At 59.4% G+C, this 15619-nt stretch carries 17 protein-coding genes, 1 tRNA gene and 1 pseudogene; 8 read left to right on the top strand and 11 right to left on the bottom strand.

All coding sequences use genetic code 11. The features are described 5' to 3' along the window. Nucleotides 1-38 precede the first annotated feature (38 nt). The 4 genes from AC0T4W_RS15530 to AC0T4W_RS15515 are packed head-to-tail and all read right to left on the bottom strand — an operon-like array spanning nt 39 to nt 2406. Nucleotides 39-1394: an IS1182 family transposase gene (locus AC0T4W_RS15530; protein ID WP_476315485.1), complete on the bottom strand. Its 1356-nt coding sequence runs from the start codon at nt 1392-1394 to the stop codon at nt 39-41. Between the two features lie 60 nt (nt 1395-1454). Further along, entirely contained in the window at nt 1455-1631 is a 177-nt protein-coding gene (locus AC0T4W_RS15525) for a hypothetical protein (RefSeq protein WP_476320409.1), read from the bottom strand. Then, entirely contained in the window at nt 1628-2065 is a 438-nt protein-coding gene (locus AC0T4W_RS15520) for a hypothetical protein (protein ID WP_476316030.1), read from the bottom strand. The genes AC0T4W_RS15525 and AC0T4W_RS15520 overlap by 4 nt, the downstream gene beginning before the upstream one ends. Before the next feature lie 2 nt (nt 2066-2067). Beyond that, nucleotides 2068-2406 carry a helix-turn-helix domain-containing protein gene (locus AC0T4W_RS15515; protein WP_476320408.1) on the bottom strand — a complete coding sequence of 113 codons (339 nt, stop codon included), beginning with the start codon at nt 2404-2406 and terminating at the stop codon, nt 2068-2070. Nucleotides 2407-2588: 182 nt separating this feature from the next. On the opposite strand from AC0T4W_RS15515, the gene AC0T4W_RS15510 reads away from it, so the two are divergent. Then, the gene (locus AC0T4W_RS15510; RefSeq protein WP_476320406.1) at nt 2589-3299 is read left to right on the top strand and encodes an XRE family transcriptional regulator; all 711 of its coding nucleotides are present in this window, start codon (nt 2589-2591) and stop codon (nt 3297-3299) included. 258 nt (nt 3300-3557) lie between these two features. Here AC0T4W_RS15510 and AC0T4W_RS15505 read toward each other — a convergent pair whose 3' ends face one another. From AC0T4W_RS15505 to AC0T4W_RS15495, 3 genes are read right to left on the bottom strand one after another with little or no spacing between them, the layout of a single operon-like run. Beyond that, nucleotides 3558-4112 (bottom strand): peptidylprolyl isomerase, encoded by a 555-nt coding sequence (locus AC0T4W_RS15505; protein ID WP_476320404.1) that lies wholly within the window; start codon nt 4110-4112, stop codon nt 3558-3560. Between the two features lie 12 nt (nt 4113-4124). After that, complete coding sequence (locus AC0T4W_RS15500; protein WP_476320402.1) at nt 4125-4937, bottom strand: alpha/beta fold hydrolase; 813 nt, start codon at nt 4935-4937, stop codon at nt 4125-4127. A 15-nt stretch (nt 4938-4952) separates the two neighbouring features. Beyond that, nucleotides 4953-5879 carry a PA3225 family LysR-type transcriptional regulator gene (locus AC0T4W_RS15495; RefSeq protein ID WP_476320400.1) on the bottom strand — a complete coding sequence of 309 codons (927 nt, stop codon included), beginning with the start codon at nt 5877-5879 and terminating at the stop codon, nt 4953-4955. 84 nt (nt 5880-5963) lie between these two features. Here AC0T4W_RS15495 and AC0T4W_RS15490 point away from each other — a divergent pair, with 84 nt between their 5' ends. Then, on the top strand, nt 5964-6278 hold the full coding sequence (locus AC0T4W_RS15490) for a 3-phosphoglycerate kinase (RefSeq protein WP_476320398.1): 315 nt from the start codon (nt 5964-5966) through the stop codon (nt 6276-6278). 159 nt (nt 6279-6437) lie between these two features. Beyond that, nucleotides 6438-7037, top strand: a complete 600-nt coding sequence (locus tag AC0T4W_RS15485; protein ID WP_476320396.1) for an FMN-dependent NADH-azoreductase — start codon at nt 6438-6440, stop codon at nt 7035-7037. A 193-nt stretch (nt 7038-7230) separates the two neighbouring features. Here AC0T4W_RS15485 and AC0T4W_RS15480 read toward each other — a convergent pair whose 3' ends face one another. Continuing rightward, complete coding sequence (locus AC0T4W_RS15480) at nt 7231-7884, bottom strand: 7-cyano-7-deazaguanine/7-aminomethyl-7-deazaguanine transporter (RefSeq protein ID WP_476320393.1); 654 nt, start codon at nt 7882-7884, stop codon at nt 7231-7233. 254 nt (nt 7885-8138) lie between these two features. On the opposite strand from AC0T4W_RS15480, the gene AC0T4W_RS15475 reads away from it, so the two are divergent. The 3 genes and pseudogenes from AC0T4W_RS15475 to AC0T4W_RS15465 all read left to right on the top strand — a co-directional run bounded on the left by AC0T4W_RS15475 (nt 8139) and on the right by AC0T4W_RS15465 (nt 10897). After that, nucleotides 8139-9488 (top strand): DEAD/DEAH box helicase, encoded by a 1350-nt coding sequence (locus AC0T4W_RS15475; RefSeq protein WP_476320391.1) that lies wholly within the window; start codon nt 8139-8141, stop codon nt 9486-9488. 271 nt (nt 9489-9759) lie between these two features. Continuing rightward, nucleotides 9760-10029 (top strand): annotated as a pseudogene (locus AC0T4W_RS15470) (DUF1294 domain-containing protein); the annotation flags it as partial. A gap of 85 nt (nt 10030-10114) precedes the next feature. After that, nucleotides 10115-10897 (top strand): substrate-binding periplasmic protein, encoded by a 783-nt coding sequence (locus AC0T4W_RS15465; protein WP_476320389.1) that lies wholly within the window; start codon nt 10115-10117, stop codon nt 10895-10897. 20 nt (nt 10898-10917) lie between these two features. Here AC0T4W_RS15465 and AC0T4W_RS15460 read toward each other — a convergent pair whose 3' ends face one another. Both AC0T4W_RS15460 and AC0T4W_RS15455 read right to left on the bottom strand, forming a co-directional pair. Further along, the gene (locus tag AC0T4W_RS15460) at nt 10918-13143 is read right to left on the bottom strand and encodes an LTA synthase family protein (protein ID WP_476320387.1); all 2226 of its coding nucleotides are present in this window, start codon (nt 13141-13143) and stop codon (nt 10918-10920) included. 228 nt (nt 13144-13371) lie between these two features. After that, entirely contained in the window at nt 13372-13560 is a 189-nt protein-coding gene (locus tag AC0T4W_RS15455; RefSeq protein ID WP_169852821.1) for a hypothetical protein, read from the bottom strand. 302 nt (nt 13561-13862) lie between these two features. Here AC0T4W_RS15455 and AC0T4W_RS15450 point away from each other — a divergent pair, with 302 nt between their 5' ends. Together AC0T4W_RS15450 and AC0T4W_RS15445 are read left to right on the top strand one after the other, a co-directional pair. After that, on the top strand, nt 13863-14705 hold the full coding sequence (locus tag AC0T4W_RS15450) for a CvfB family protein (protein WP_476320385.1): 843 nt from the start codon (nt 13863-13865) through the stop codon (nt 14703-14705). A 94-nt stretch (nt 14706-14799) separates the two neighbouring features. After that, nucleotides 14800-14875: transfer RNA gene (locus AC0T4W_RS15445), tRNA-Thr, on the top strand. Nucleotides 14876-14889: 14 nt separating this feature from the next. On the opposite strand, the gene AC0T4W_RS15440 is transcribed toward AC0T4W_RS15445, so the two are convergent. Beyond that, complete coding sequence (locus AC0T4W_RS15440; protein ID WP_476320383.1) at nt 14890-15528, bottom strand: thermonuclease family protein; 639 nt, start codon at nt 15526-15528, stop codon at nt 14890-14892. Nucleotides 15529-15619: the final 91 nt, after the last annotated feature.

Genomic DNA, 15619 nt, shown 5'->3' with positions numbered 1-15619 from the left:
AGCTGCCTGGACGCGGGTGGGCGTACTTTTCGGCCGCGTTACATCGCGCGTAGCACATGCAAACGCTTGATGTTCCAGGCCATGGTCACCAGGCTCCATTCGCCCTGGGCGTTGGCCAGGCCGCGCATGCTCATCTGCCGCCAGCCCATCACTCGCTTGATGATGCCAAACACCGGTTCGACCGTCTGTTTGCGTAGCCTGTACAGCGCTCGACCTTCTTGCGTGCTCAGTCGGTGAGCCATCTGTTCGACTGGGTTACTCGTCTGTGGTAGCGGCGAGTCGGTGGCAAAGCGCTCCAGTACCGGGGTGTGGTGCGACTCGCGTTTGAGCGCCAGAAGCGGTTCGACCTTGGCTTCGTGGCAGGCGCTCACGTTGGCCTGGCTGAAGAAGCCGCTGTCCGCAATCAGGCTTTTCACCTCGCCTAATTCGGCGGGCAAGGTGGCTATGCGCTGTAGCGTGGGAACCACTTCGCGCTTGTCGTTGCAGGCCTGGGTTACATGCTGTGTGACCACCAGCATCGTCTCGGTGTCGACCCCGGCTTGAGCGTTATAGCTCTGCTCGAAGCCGCCACCGGAGACGGGCATGATGCGTGACTCTTCATCGGTCAGATTGACTTGATCGCTGTCTTTGGGGCCCGCTGCGGGCGGTTCTGGATCCTTGCCGCGTGGTTTCTTTCCAGCCTTGCGCTGGGCCTCACGCTTGGCCGTCTTGGCCTCGAATTGCTGTTGCTCAATGGCGTGTCGCTCAGCTGCACGTTGCTCGATCTTCGCTTTGGCCTGGGCTATCGCGCTGAGCCGATCTTCGCGCCGGGCAATCTCCGCCGGCACATCCATGCCATCGGGTACGGCGGCGCAGTCGCTGTTCTCGGCCAGCGCCAGCAACTGCTGGACCTCCTGGCGTAACTGCGCCTCGATCTTGTTGGCGTGCGCCCAGGACAAGGCCTTGTGCTTACTGGCGTTGGCCTCGATCTTGGTGCCGTCGAGAGCGATATGACCGAGCTTGAGCAGCTTCATCTCGCGCGCCAGCATCAGCACCTGGACGAACAGCGATTCAACCTGCTGCCGGAAACGTCGACGGAACGTAGCCAAGGTGTCGTGATCGGGGTGGGTGTTGGCCGCCAGATAACGGAACGCTACCGAGTCATAGGTCGCGCGTTCGATCTTGCGGCTGGAGTGCACGCCATTGGCGTAGCCGTATATCAGCAGCCCCAGGAGCACGGCCGGATGGTGGGCAGCTGAACCCCGCCCCGCATACTGCCCAGTCAGCTCGCTCAAATCGAGTTGCTCGATGACCTCGACCACGAACCGCGCCAAGTGATCCGCCGGCAACCACTCGTTCACCGAAGGCGGTAGTAAATACGCAGTGTCTCGGTCAGCAAGGACAAAACGGCTCATCAGCGGGGCTCTCGATTGCAGGGCCTTGATTGTCGCGAATACTTTCAGCGCAAGGAAGAGTCAGAAAGTCCGACAGGCTCCTAGCCCCACCCAATTAGGATTGAACAGCCGGTTGCGGGCCGGCCGGCCTTTGCCCTGAGCCGGTGTGCGGCCCTCGAAGCGTGCGCGGTACTCAGCTGTGCCAAAGGCCTCGCGAATCAACAGCCAGGTGCCTGGTTTGAGCAGTGAGGGCTTCATTGCTGCTCCCCCATAAGCCGCTTGAGTTCACGCGCCTGGCGCGCTGACTCATCACGGGTACGCTCCAAGCGGCCCAGTTCGGCCAGCAGAGCATCACGCCCATAGGCAACCCGGCCACCGCGCAGTGCCACCTGCCAATCAGTCAGCAGATGGCTGGCGCACACTTCTTCAAGCAGCGTTGCTCTATAGAAAGGCAGGTTGTGGTCAGTGCGGGCCGGGCTGGCCCAGGCGTCGAGCATGTTCTTGCTCACGTCGTCGCCACTCAGGCGCGACATGCGGGCGGCAATCTCATAGCGATCCAGCTCGGAGCCTTTCAGCATCTCGCTGACCAGCTCGCTTACCTGGGCGGCATAGTTGCCGCAGCCCGGCACGGTCAACACCGCTCGGGGTACTTCAAAGATGTCTAACGTGCGGTCGTCTTTTCCGTGGCGCATGTCTAGGCCTCCGTGCCGGTTTTACGGTGCCCTAGGGCACAAGCTGGGTTATTCTTTGCAGTACGCGCTGGCAGGGTTTCCGGACGCTTTGGCCGCATACGGTTTGGGGTGCCATCGGCATTCCAGCGCTCCGGCCAGAGCTTCTCAACATCAAGGGCAAGGGCTTCGGCAATGGCCCGTTCCATGCGCGGGTAGGCAGTACGCTTTACGTTCTTTACTGCTGGGCCTGAAACGCGCAGTTTTCGGGCAAGCTTGGCCAGCGACGTACCGTTGGTGCGGAGCTGGTACTTGATCCATTCCCAGCGAAGGCTTGGGTCAAGTGGGATATCGGCTGTGTTCATGCTTGGCGTCCATTGCAACCACCTGGCAGGGTGGTTTTTTGGGGTGTTTAACGTTACCTACGGCATAAACATAGAACTATAGAGCTTGAAAATCAACACCAAAGAGCTGCTTTCAAGTTTGTTTTCAACTTTAAAGTTCTAGTTGTGCGGAAAATATAGGCAGATCAAGGAGTTGAGAGAACTTGAAAGCAGAAAATAAAAGAGATAAAGCGCTTTCAGGTTCGACCCCTGGACTTGAAAGCGGAAAATTCAGCGAGCGGCTGAGAGCGGCCATTGGCTCCCAGTCGGTTCTGGCCTTCTCTAAGGAGTGCGGAATTAGCGATAGCCTGGTGAGGAAGTACCTTGCAGGCTCTCTCCCTGGTACGGATAACCTGGTGGTCATGGCAAGAGCAGCGGGAGTAAGCATTGCGTGGCTGGCCACGGGTGAAGAGGATGCGCCCCTGCAAAAGCAGCCTGCTCAGGCCCTTGAAGACGATGCTTACGCTTACGTTCCCCTCTACGATGCCCGCTGTAGCGCAGGTAATGGTGCGTGGAACGAGCGCTCCCGCGTCTTAGTGCAGCTGTCGTTTACGCGCTATAGCCTGCGCAAGAAGGGCCTGACGCCCGCTGACCTGGCGTGCCTGCGCGTAGATGGCGACTCGATGACAGGCCTGCTGGAAGACGGCGACACGGTCATGATCGACCAAAGCCGCAACACCCTTGAGGGTGAGGGTGTTTATGTAGTGATGCTTGATGAGCACCTGTATGCCAAGCGCTTACAGCGCCAGTTTGATGGCTCGGTGCTGATCATCAGCCACAACAAGGAATACCAGCCTATGACCGTGCCCAAGGATCGCCTGGCCGAGCTGCACATTGTCGGCCGCGCGGTTTGGGCAGGCGGCTGGCTGATTTGATGCGCCGCATGGAGCTGTGCCATAACCGCTGCGAAATCCGCCCAAATGGCAGTTTTCCAGTTTTGGCACTGTTCCGGCCCGCCACCCACCGCCTGCCGCCCGCAACCCCGCGCCATACTTGGCCCGCCGCCATCACCCGGCTATATCCGCCATCTTCCGGCCGACTCTCCGGGCTATGCCAATACTCCCACTAACTCACAGGTGGGTGTTGCGCAGAAAAAACGCGCGGGATGAGCAGGCCCACCCCGCGTGGGGTTATCAGAGACGCTTGGCTGCGGTGATCAGCACCGGCTCACGCGGCACATTCTGATGGCCGCCACGGTTGGCTGTCGGCACCTGGGCGATCTTGTCGACCACGTCCATGCCCGTCACCACTTTGCCGAACACGGCGTAGCCGAAATCACGCGAGCCGTGGTCGAGGAAGGCGTTGTCCTTGTGGTTGATAAAGAACTGGCTGGTGGCCGAGTCGCGTACCTGGGTACGGGCCATGGCCAGGGTGCCGCGCACGTTGTGCAGGCCGTTGTCGGCCTCGTTCTTGATCGGCGCCTGGGTGTCTTTCTGCTGCATGTCGGCATCAAAACCGCCGCCTTGCACCATAAAGCCCGGAATCACCCGGTGGAACTGGGTGCCGGCGTAATAGCCGCTGTCGACGTAGGCGAGGAAGTTGGCGGTGCTGATCGGCGCTTTCTCGGCATCCAGCTCAATCTCGATATCACCGAGGTTGGTGGTCAGCAGCACTTTCGGGTTTTCGGCCGCCAGCAGGCTGCCGGCAAACAGGATGGAGCAGGCAGCGAGGGTGAGGGTCTTGAACATACGTAGTCGTCCTTATTGTGGCGTGGCAGTGGGGGCGGCCTGTTCGACTTCGGCAAGGAAGGCCAGCAGGCTGCTGTTGAATTGTTCGGGTTGGTCCAGCGGTGTGGCGTGACGCGAATCTTCGATCACCAACAGGCGCGCATTGGCCATTTCATCAACGTAGGCCTGCTTCTGCGCCACCGGGGTGTAGTCGCGGTCGGCCGTGATCACCAGGGTCGGACAGCTGATCCGCGCCAGGCGTTCCCGCACGCCCCAACCGATAATCGCATCCAGGCTGGCAAGGTAAGCACGCTTGTCGTTCTGCGGCCAGCGTTGCAGGATTTTCTGGCGCAGTTCCTCCTGCTCCGGTTTGGGAAACAACAATTTGCCCAGGGCCTTGGCAATGGTGTCGAGGCTGAGCAGGCGCGACAGGCTCCAGCGCTTGGCAATCTCGATATAGTCGCGCGGCTTTTTCGCCTTCACTTCCGGGCCGCTGTTGACGATGCACAGGCTCTTCAGCAGCTCTGGGTGATCCACGCCCAGTTGAAAGCCGATCATGCCGCCCATGGAAATACCCACCAGATGCACCGGCGGCAGGTGCAGGTGCTCAATCAGCGCCGCCACATCCTCGGCGAAACCCTGAATGCTATAGCGCTCGCGAGGTTTGTCCGAGCGGCCATGGCCGCGCACATCGAGGGCGATAACCCGGTAGTGACGGGCCAGCTCGGGAATCTGGTATTCCCAGTCGCGGGTGCTCGAACCGAGGCCGTGGACCAGCAGCACTGGCGCACCGTGGCCGTATTCCTCGTAGTGCAGCTGGCAGTCGTCGTTATTGAAATAGGGCATCTGCTGGACTCCTTATCAGGCCGAGGGCAGGGGCGCAGCAAAGGCTGCATTCAGCGGGGCGGCATCGAAACGCTGGATCAGCTCGACCAGGATCTGTGTGGCCGGGCCCAGGGGCTTGTCCTTGTTCGAGTACAGGAAGAACAGCGGATTGCGGCTGCCGCCCTGATCCAGCGGCAAGGGTTTGAGTAAGCCGTCTTGCAGTTCGCGTTCGATCAGGTGGCGCGGCAACCAGGCAAAGCCCAGGCTGTTGCTAACAAAGGTGGCGGCGGTGGCGAGGCTGCCGACTGTCCAGCGATGCTCCGCGCCGAGCCAGCCGACATCCTTGGGTTGCTGGCGGCCGGAGTCGCGGATCACCACCTGCATCTGGGTTTCCAGATCCTGAAAGGTCACCACCCGCTGCAGGCGATGCAATGCGTGGTCGGGGTGAGCCACGGCGATAAATTCGACGGTGCTCATTTCCGCGCCGAGAAAGCCGGGGATATTCAGCGCGCTGATGGCCAGGTCGGCGCTGCCGTCCTTGAGCACGTCTTCCACGCCGGACAGCACCTCCTCGCGCAGGCGCACGCGGCAGCCGCGGCTTTGCGGCATAAAGGCAGTGAGCGCGCGCACCAGTCGGGCGTTGGGGTAGGCGGCATCGACCACCAGGCGCACTTCGGCTTCCCAGCCCTGTTCCATATGGTGAGCCAGGTCTTCCAGTTGGCTGGCCTGTTTGACCAGTTGGCGCGAGCGGCGCAGCAGCACGTCACCGGCTTCGGTCAGCACCGCCTTGCGCCCGTCGATACGCAGCAGCGGTACGCCGAGCTGCTCCTGCATACGCGCCACGGTGTAGCTGACCGAGGATTGCGAGCGGTGTAGCACCTCGGCGGCCTGGGCAAAGCCGCCGTGATCGACCACCGCCTGCAGGGTGCGCCATTGGTCGAGGGTTACGCGGGGGGCTTTCATAGTGTTTTCCCGGTTACAGGTTCTAGGGTGCAAATAGCGAGGTAATCAACCTAAACTGGCCGTCTTTTGCCGGAGACTGCCCTGATGAAAAAGCTCTGTTGTGCGCTGCTGGCCTTGCTACCGCTGGCTGTGATGGCCTATCCGATCGAGGTGGAGAAACAACTCAATGGCGCTGAAGTCTCGGCCACTACCCAGGAAATCGACCACAACATGGGCGCCGTGCAGCTGTACAACTATGGCCGCAGTGACGCCAAGTGCACGGCGCTGTTCCGCAACGGCCCGGAAGCACCGCGTTCGCGCAAGGTCAGCCTGGCTGCCGGTGAAAGCAGCAATCTGGCGGTGAAGTTCAGCCGCAGCATTATTAAGCTGCGCATCAAGCTGACCTGCGAAATCAACTAGCCAGTTGCGGCCACACGACTGTCCAGAGACTAAGCCTGGGCTGGCTATAAATCAAATTATTAGATTGATTGGCGCAGATAATTGCGCTTTTTAATCGGATTCAGCGCCCCTATTCTTTGCTCCATCGACGTTCAACAACCCTTCGGTGGAGCAAATAACATGGCAAGTGTCCTGGTAATTGAAAGCAGTGCCCGTCAGCAAGGTTCGGTTTCGCGTCAGCTGACTGCGCAGTTTATCGCCAACTGGTCGGCAGCCAACCCGGCGGATCAAATCAAGGTGCGTGATCTTGCGGTTGATCAGGTGCCGCACTTGGACGCCAACCTGCTGGGCGGCTGGATGACCCCTGCCGAGCAGCAGAGCGACGCCGAGCAGGCCGCGCTGGCGCTGTCCAATCTGCTGACCGACGAGCTGCTGGCCGCCGATGTACTGGTGCTGGCGGCGCCGATGTACAACTTCGCCATCCCGAGCACCCTGAAGGCCTGGCTCGACCACGTGCTGCGCGCAGGGGTCACCTTCAAGTACACCGAAACCGGCCCGCAAGGCCTGCTCAGTGGCAAGCGCGCCTTTGTCCTAACCGCCCGTGGTGGCATTTATGCCGGCGGCACTCAGGATCATCAGGAGCCCTACCTGCGTCAGGCGCTGGCTTTTGTCGGTATCCACGATGTCAGCTTTATCCACGCCGAAGGCCTCAACCTGGGCGGCGACTTTCTGGAGAAGGGCTTGAGCCAGGCCAAGGCGCAATTGGCCCAGGCCATCTGATTTTCCCGCTGCATCCTGTTCTTCTGGCGTCCGCTGACCCTGCACGTCTCTGCACGTCTCTGCGCGCGCTGCTGATGCAGCGCGGGTTTTTAGGTCCTGCCTTTTGTGCTGTACAGCTGTTTCAGTGGCTTGCTGTGTCGCTTTGTGGCTGTGGTCTTAACTACAAGCCAGGCGAAATGCAGGCCGCCCCTTGTCAGGCGGTCGCCTGAGCGCGCCCGGCCAGCATGCGCAAAATGGCATTGAGCAACATGCCGTACAGCGGCACGAACAGCAGCAGGCTGACCACCAGCTTGACTCCATAATCGACCGTGGCGATCTCCACCCAGTGCTCGGCCATAAACGGGTTGCTGCTGTTCCAGAACGCCACCGAGAAGAACGCGTAGGTGTCCAGCAGGTTGCCGAAGATGGTCGATACGGTCGGCGCTACCCACCACAGCGACAGCTGGCGCAGGCGATCAAACACCTGGATGTCGAGGATCTGCCCCAGCACATAGGCGAGGAAGCTGGCGATGGAGATGCGCAGAACAAACTCGTTGAACTCCAGTAATGCGCCGAAGCCGCGAAAGCTGGCTTCCTGAAACAGCACCGAGACGATGTAGGAAATCAGCAGCGCCGGCAGCATCACCTGGGCGATCACCAGGCGCGCCGTGCGTTTGCCCAGCAGGCGCACAGTCAGGTCGGTGGCCAGGAAGATAAACGGGAAGCTGAACGCGCCCCAGGTGGTGTGCCAACCGAACAGGGTGATCGGCAGCTGCACCAGGTAGTTGCTGGCGATGATGATCAGGATGTGGAACAGCACCAGTGCAATGAGCGCATTGCGCAGGCGCTGAGGGGCGGTAATTAGCATGACGGCACCTTTTTGCTGAATGGGGTTAGGGAACCCATGCCATCCGGAATTAAATGGCGGCGCGCATTCTACCGGGGTGATGCAGTGCTTGCGTAGTGGTCTGACGGGAGGCCGTCGATCCGTGTCGTTTCAGCATCCTGTTGCAGGGGCGCGAACTGGGCTACAGGCGCCGTTGGCCAGGCCGTTCGGGCTTTTAGCCGGCAGAACCGGTAATCTATGCCGCTGTATTGCTGATTTTTTGTCGAGGTATACCCGTGTTTTCCCAATTCGCCCTGCATGAACGCCTGCTCAAAGCCGTGGCCGAGCTTAAATTTGTCGAGCCCACCCCGGTGCAATTGGCGGCCATTCCGCTGGCGCTGCAAGGAAAAGATCTGCGGGTTACCGCGCAAACCGGCAGCGGTAAGACGGCTGCTTTTGTGCTGCCAATGCTCAATCGTTTGCTTGGTGATGGCGCTTCCCAGCCGCGCATGAGCGTACGCGCGATGATCCTGCTGCCAACCCGCGAGCTGGCCCAGCAGACCCTCAAAGAAGTCGAGCGCTTCGCGCAGTTCACCTTCCTCAAGGGCGGGCTGATCACCGGCGGTGAAGACTTCAAGGTGCAAGCCGCCATGCTGCGCAAGGTGGATATTCTGATCGGCACGCCAGGCCGTCTAATCGAGCACGCCAACGCCGGCAATCTGCTGCTCGATGAGGTCGAGGTGCTGGTGCTCGATGAAGCCGACCGCATGCTCGACATGGGCTTTGCCGAGGACGTGCAGCGTTTGTCCGAGCTGTGCAACGCCGACCGTCAGACCCTGCTGTTCTCCGCCACCAGTGGTGGCGCAGTGCTGCGCGAGGTGGTTGGCAAGGTGCTGAAGGAGCCTGAGCACCTGCAGCTCAACCGCGTCAGCCAGCTCAATGAAGGCACCCGTCAGCAGATCATCACTGCTGACCACAACCACCACAAAGAGCGCTTGGTTGAGTGGTTGCTGAAGAACGAGACCTACGACAAGGCAATCATCTTCACCAATACCCGCGTTCAGGCCGACCGCCTGTATGGCAAGTTGGTCGCCCATGACTTCAAAACCTTTGTCTTGCACGGCGAGAAGGACCAGAAGGATCGCAAGCTGGCTATTGACCGCCTCAAGCAAGGTGCGGTGAAAATTTTGGTGGCCACCGATGTGGCGGCCCGTGGCCTGGATGTCGACGGCCTGGATCTGGTGATCAACTTTGATATGCCGCGCTCCGGCGACGAGTACGTGCACCGCATCGGTCGCACCGGCCGTGCCGGTGCTGAAGGTCTGGCGATTTCGTTGATCTGCCATAACGACTGGGCGCTGATGTCGAGCATCGAGCGCTACCTCAAGCAGCGTTTCGAGCGCCGCAACATCAAAGACCTCAAGGGCATCTACCAAGGCCCGAAAAACCTCAAGGCGTCCGGTAAAGCGGTTGGGCCGAAGAAGAAAAAGATCGACCCGAAAACCGGCAAGAAGCTCGCCACGAAAAAGCCGGCCGCCAAGGCGCCGAAGCGCAACACCATCAACCGGCCGAAACCCGATGCGCCGGTGCTGGTCAGCCAGGACGGCTTGGCGCCGCTAAAGCGCCGCACGCCAGCCGCCGAGTAACGTCGTGGGCCGCTGGTTCTGCTGGCTTGCTGCACTGTTAATCACCGCGCAGGCAATCACCGCGCAGGCGCAGGGCGCGGTGCACAAATGCGTGCAGCCTGACGGTGTGGTGCTCTACACAGATCAGCCCTGCAGCATCGCCCACAGCAACCTGGCCTTGAGTGTCAGCAATTACGCCAGTTACCCGTCGCTGCTGCAGGGGGTTGCGCCGCTCTGGCACGAGCGGGTTCAGCCGCTACTGGTTGGGGTGAATGTGCTGGCCGTGCTGGCGCTGGTTTACGGGCTGATGAGCCTGATCTGCTATATCGCCTACTACCGCGACAAACAATTCGCCATCAAGGGCCAGCAGCGCACGCCCGAGGCGCGCCTGCATCTGTATGAGTTGCTGGGTGGCTGGCCAGGCGGGTTGCTGGCGCAGCGTCTGATCCGCCACAAGAACCGCAAACTGAGTTATCAGTTGCTGTTCTGGTTGATCGTTTTGCTGCACCTGTCCCTGGCAGGATTGGTGCTATGGCTGATCAATACGCCCGCAAGCGGCTGAAGACGGCAGTTTAGCTGCGGCCTTCAGGTTAGCCGCTACTTTTGAGGTCGACAAATTCGGATTAACCGATCTCAGTGATAGAGCAATGCATAGCCATGCCATAGCCGACTATGCTGGGCATTGGTTCAACTCGGGTATCGCCATGAAATGGTTGTGGGTCTGTTGTTTGCTGTTATGCAGCCTGACGGTGTCGGCGCAGCATGCCCTGCGCGTAGGTTTTGGCACGCACAAGCCGCCGTATATCTTTGAGAATGAAGCCCGTGGCTTGGAATACGATATTGTGATGACGGCTGCACGACAGGGCGGGCTGGAGCCCGTGGCTTATTACGCGCCGATGGGGCGGTTGAATTTGATGTTGGACAGGGACCAGATCGACGTTATTGCCACCACTAACGAGCGTAGCGGCGGCTCTATTTTTTACTCGGATGCTTATATCCGTTATCAGAACGTCGCGGTGGCCTTGCGCTCGCGCAACCTGGAGATCCAGCGTATCAGTGACCTGGTGGGCTATTCGGTCAATGCCTTTCAGCGTGCGCGTTTTTTGCTGGGCAGTGAGTTTCAGGCCATGGCTGAAAACAACCCGCGCTACCGCGAGGAAGCCTTTCAGATTGCGCGCAATCGCATGCTCTACAGTGGCCGGGTAGATGTGGTGGTATCGGATATGCGCATCCTGCGTTACTTCAATCGTGAGGTGTACACCCAGGTCGATGTGAGCCAGCCGCTGACTCTGTATCCGATTTTTGCGGCCACCGACTACAAACTGGGTTGCCGCCTGCAGGCTGATTGCGAGCGCTTCAATCAGGGCTTGGCGGCGATTCGGGAAAGTGGCGAATACACGCTTATCGAACGCCGCTACGCCATGCACTGACACGCCTGTGCATCAGCGGGTTATGGCGTGGGTGCAACCTCGTCGAGGCCCTGTTGCGCGGCCAGCAGTTCTTCTTCGGTCTGCAGCGGCGTGCTGCTGACGCTGAAATCGACAATCTCGATGGCGCCCTGACCCTGACCTAGCAGGTGGAAGGAGAACGCCTTGCGCGCTTGCGGGTTGTCGAAGGTAAAGCTGATCGCGACAGGTTTGTCGCGGGTCAGCAGCGGCAGCTGCGGGATCGCCAGGTCGACGTTGCGGTCGTATTCCTTGGTTTTCAATTGCAGCGTGGCGCCCGGTTTATCCATACGCAGGGCGCGGACTTTCAGCGTCACGGTGGTTTGCGTAGCTGCACCCAAGGTCAGGTACTGCGCACCCACCAGGTTGTCTGCCCAATCATCACTGACGCTGGGTTTGAGTTTGATGGGCTGCGGGTTGGCGAACTGGTAGCGCTGCTCGGCCTGGCCGCCGTTGCTCAGTGATTGATCAAGCAGGGCTGCTTGCTGGCTGATCAGGCGTGCCGGTTTGCCGCTGAAACGCCCCAGGTAGCGTGCGCTGTCGGCAATAAAGCCAGGGCTGGCGTAGTGTCGACAGACATTCTGGAAGTCGCACTCGGTCAGCGTACCGTTGCCGTCATGCTGGCGCAGCAGGCCGTTGGTGTAGGAGATAATCTCGCGGCCCGTGGCGTAGTCGCGCAGCAATGAGCGCCCGGCGACAGTGGCCGGCACTGGGAAGGCGAAGTAATCGAGCACCGAAGCGGTCAGGTCGACATGGCCATACACGCCTTGCTTGAGCGCAGGCAGTTGCGCCTGTTCGGGAGCCAGCAGCAGGTTGAAGCCCCAGGCCGAGGCCAGGCGCACGTTCTCCAGGCCGTGAGATTCATCCGAGGTGACAATCACCAAGGTGTCTTTCATCACGCCCTGTTTCTCTAGCGCAGCGAGGAAGTCGGCGACCGCATCGTCCAGGTAGGCAATCGCCGCCAGCTTGGCGTTGGGGTGACGGTCTAGGTAGTCCTGCGGGGCGGAGTAGGGCTGATGAGTGCCTACGGTCAGCAGGGTCAGCATCCAGGGTTGGCGATTTTTGCGCAGCTGTTGCACGTAACCCAGGGCGCCTTCGAAGTAGGCCTTGTCGTCCATGCCCCAGGGGAATTCGATATAGGGCTTGTTCTTGAACCAGTCGCGGCCGAGAGTTTTGTCGAAACCCATCTGCGGCATGATCTGGTCCTTGGCCATAAAGCGCAGGCCGGCCCCTTGTAGAAAGTGCGTGCTAAGGCCGCGTTCGCGTAGCTGCGCAGGCAGGCACTGTTCGCTGCGCGACGGGTTGTTGAGCAGTTCAACGCCCTTCGGGGTGCCCGAGTCGAGTTTGTTGTAGTCGCCGCAGAGCATGGCGTAGAGGCCGCGGATGGTCTGATGGCCATGCAGCACGTAATCGGTGGTGAGCATGCCGCGCTCAGCCCACTGGCTCAGGCGTGGCATCGGGTCTTGCCCATAGCTGCTGCCGATGGCCTGGCGACTGGCTTGCAGGTAGGCCCCGGTTACGCCTTCGAGGGTAATGATCAGCACGTTGCGAGCGCTGCCAGCCTGCTTGAGCAGCGGTGTGCCATTCAGGTCAAGTTGGTTCAGGCCGCTGATATCGGGTGGGGTATTCGGTTCATCACCCACCAGCCAGTCGGCCAGGTGTTGCTGGCCGCTATTGGTGCTTTCTGCCAGCAGCTTATGCGGCAGGTTGAACTGCAGCCATTGGTCCGCTTCGCTGGGTTTGATTTGCTGGCCGACGGTGTGCACGGCAAACAGGGCGAGCGGCAGCAGCAGCCAGGTGCGCGAAAGCGCTACGGCGCGCCGTGGGTTTTGTAGGCTGCGCAGACCTAAGTAAAGCACCACCAGTACGGCCATGGCCAAAGCCAGTAATGGCTGGCTTAAGCCGCTGCCCTGGGTTGAATGGCTGACGAACTGCGCATCGCCCAGGTATTGCAGGTCGGCCGGTTCCGGCATGCGGCCCACGGCATTGACCAGTTCAGCGGTGCTTAAGGTAAAGATGCACCAGGCCGGTAGCAGGACAACGCTCAACAGCCAGGCGCGTTGGTGCACAAGCACCACCAGCAAGCTGCCAATGGCCAGGTCTGAAAGGTAGCCATAGGTGTGCGACCAACCCAACGCGTAGCGGCTGAGCAACGGCAGTACGAGTAATAACAACGCAAGGGTAAGCAGGGTGCTGGAAGGGTGTCGCAGCCAATTGCAGGTAACGCGCACGGGTACTCCTGGGGCGATTGCCATCGTTCAACAGTGGCAATGCCGAAACAGCCGCAAGATGCGGGCTGACATGATTCTGAAACAAGGTTGTGTTAAGCGCCAGTGGGCGAGACGCAAAAGGGCAAAACAACTGATGTTGGGATGAGGGAGGGCGCGAGGGATTAAGAGGCGTTATGCACTGGCCAGCGCCTTGTCATTGCGAGCAAAGCGCTGCATGGCCAGAAAGCGTTACTTTTTGCCGATGGTGATCTGCTTGGTGGTGCCATACACCTGGCCGCTGACGCCTTTGGCAATTTGCTGAATTTCCCCGCCGGATTTCAGGAAGGCTTCGATCTGTGCATCAATCGAGGCGCTGGTTTCCACGGCTGGAGCCGGCTTGGGTTTGCTGTTGGATGCTTTTACGCGCATGACGGCCATTTAACCTACTCAAAAATTAATTTGGCCGCACATAATACTCGAAATACTTGACAATTGCTTGGTAAATAACGCCCGGATATGAAGATATACAGTAAAAATAGTCTGAATAATTGGCTGGTATGCAGTAAGTGATTGTTTTAATACGAATAGGTAGTCCGCACTCAGGCCGTATCTCGCTGCCTGATCCATCGGTCGGATTGCCCCGTAGGATCACCATGCTGGCGTGGTGCGATGGCCGGTAGGCCGAGAAATTAACAGGCGAGTCGGCTAGAATGCCGGCCTGGTAATGAGGGTAGGGCATCATGGCGGTAATTGGACGAATGAATAGTTTGCAGGTCGTGAAGCACACCGACTTCGGCCTGTATCTGGATGGCGGCGCGGATGGCGAGATTCTATTGCCCAAACGCTATATTCCCAGCGATACCCCAAGTGAAGTGGAAGACTGGTTAAACGTCTTTATTTACTTGGACAGTGAAGACAAGTTGATTGCCACCACGGAAAAGCCAAAAGTTCAGGTGGGCGAATTTGCCAGTTTGAAAGTTGTGGATATAAACCGGGTGGGCTTATTTCTTGATTGGGGCTTGCCGAAAGATTTATTGCTGCCGCACTCCGAAGAAAAACGCCCCTTGCAGGTCGGCGATTACTGCGTAGTGCATGTGTTTCTCGACAAACGCAGCAAGCGCATCACCGCCACCGCACGCCTGGATCGCTACCTGGATAACGTGCCGGCCAACTATACGGCGGGCGAGGAAGTCGACCTGTTGGTGGCCGAGTCCACCGATATGGGCTTCAAGGCCATTATCAATGGCAAGCACTGGGGCCTGATCCACAAGAATGAGCTATTCAAGTTCGTGCGCAGCGGCATGCAGGAAAAAGGCTTTATCAAGGAAGTGCGCGCCGACGGCAAAATCAGCCTGAGCCTGCAGCCGGTTGGTCAGGAAGCGGCCAGCAGCCTTGGTGAGCAAATTCTGACCAAACTGCGCGAGCACGATGGCGTACTCAAGGTGAACGACAAAAGCTCGCCTGAAGAAATTGCCGGGCTGTTTCGCGTCAGCAAGGGTAATTTCAAGAAAGCCATCGGCGGTTTGTACAAGCAGGGTCGCATCGTGATCCACGAAGACCGTATCGAACTGCCAAGCAAGTAAGCAGTACCCTACGTTCTGCTGCTGGCTTGCTAGGCTTGGAGTGACAGCTGAGTCGCGTTGCAGTTGCTGTGCTGCGCGATTCAAGCAACATCTTGCCGGTGTAGCTCAGACGGTAGAGCAGCGCACTCGTAACGCGAAGGTCGCAGGTTCGATTCCTGTCTCCGGCACCACCTAACTCAATCTGCTAACCACCACCAAACTGGGAGAACGACGCCGGTCGCCTGGGCGTGTTTTTTTGCGGCGCGGCAATTCTGCCGGCGTAGCGCCAGTCCCAGGGGGCGACTGTGTCTTCGGCGGGAAGCTGCCAGAGGCCTTTGCCCATATTTCTGGCCAGGGTCTCGGCATCTTTGAGCCGGTGGTCCTTCAGTTGTTTGGTGTAGGCCCAGGCTGCGCCCTGGGCGACCAGGGTGTGATTCACGTCAATGCCGCCGACATAGGCGCGCGCCAACGTTCTGCCGTAGCGATCCACTTCTTGCACATGCAGGACCACCTGCTTTTCCAGCACCAGATCAGCCAACGCCTGCTTGGCTTCAACGCCATAGGGTTGCTTTCTTTCCGGGGCGTCAATTTCCGCAAGGCGCACCCGCAGTCTTTTGTTTTCAGTGGTCAGGCAGCTGAAGGTGTCGCCTTCGCTAATGGTCATCACCTGGCATATGAGTTGCTCAGCAAACGTCAAGCCGGGCAGGCAAGCGAGAAGGAGTAAAGCGATACGGATAGTCATCTGGTTGGCGATGCTCAGGTGAATGCATAGCCGTTGATAGTAATAAATGCCCGCTGTGTTAAGCGGGACGGGTATCGCGAAACAGCACGGCGGGTTGTGCACAGTGCTTATCCGGTGCGGGGTAACTGGGATGGGTTGTGCTTTTCAGCGATTCGCGGATGATTGCTCAATATTTGAGCGATTAAACGGCTCG

Source organism: Pseudomonas sp. C7.1 (genome assembly GCF_056312395.1).
Note: the sequence above shows the minus strand (reverse complement) of the source record. Positions and strands in the feature narration are given on the sequence as shown.

Excerpts from the sequence above, each read along its gene's own strand:
- AC0T4W_RS15455 (WP_169852821.1), bottom strand. The coding sequence starts at position 13,560 with ATGGCCGTCATGCGCGTAAAAGCATCCAACAGCAAACCCAAGCCGGCT.
- AC0T4W_RS15485 (WP_476320396.1), top strand. The coding sequence starts at position 6,438 with ATGGCAAGTGTCCTGGTAATTGAAAGCAGTGCCCGTCAGCAAGGTTCG.
- AC0T4W_RS15465 (WP_476320389.1), top strand. The coding sequence starts at position 10,115 with ATGCATAGCCATGCCATAGCCGACTATGCTGGGCATTGGTTCAACTCG.
- AC0T4W_RS15495 (WP_476320400.1), bottom strand. The coding sequence starts at position 5,879 with ATGAAAGCCCCCCGCGTAACCCTCGACCAATGGCGCACCCTGCAGGCG.
- AC0T4W_RS15450 (WP_476320385.1), top strand. The coding sequence starts at position 13,863 with ATGGCGGTAATTGGACGAATGAATAGTTTGCAGGTCGTGAAGCACACC.
- AC0T4W_RS15530 (WP_476315485.1), bottom strand. The coding sequence starts at position 1,394 with ATGAGCCGTTTTGTCCTTGCTGACCGAGACACTGCGTATTTACTACCG.
- AC0T4W_RS15500 (WP_476320402.1), bottom strand. The coding sequence starts at position 4,937 with ATGCCCTATTTCAATAACGACGACTGCCAGCTGCACTACGAGGAATAC.
- AC0T4W_RS15515 (WP_476320408.1), bottom strand. The coding sequence starts at position 2,406 with ATGAACACAGCCGATATCCCACTTGACCCAAGCCTTCGCTGGGAATGG.
- AC0T4W_RS15480 (WP_476320393.1), bottom strand. The coding sequence starts at position 7,884 with ATGCTAATTACCGCCCCTCAGCGCCTGCGCAATGCGCTCATTGCACTG.
- AC0T4W_RS15520 (WP_476316030.1), bottom strand. The coding sequence starts at position 2,065 with ATGCGCCACGGAAAAGACGACCGCACGTTAGACATCTTTGAAGTACCC.
- AC0T4W_RS15490 (WP_476320398.1), top strand. The coding sequence starts at position 5,964 with ATGAAAAAGCTCTGTTGTGCGCTGCTGGCCTTGCTACCGCTGGCTGTG.
- AC0T4W_RS15505 (WP_476320404.1), bottom strand. The coding sequence starts at position 4,112 with ATGTTCAAGACCCTCACCCTCGCTGCCTGCTCCATCCTGTTTGCCGGC.
- AC0T4W_RS15525 (WP_476320409.1), bottom strand. The coding sequence starts at position 1,631 with ATGAAGCCCTCACTGCTCAAACCAGGCACCTGGCTGTTGATTCGCGAG.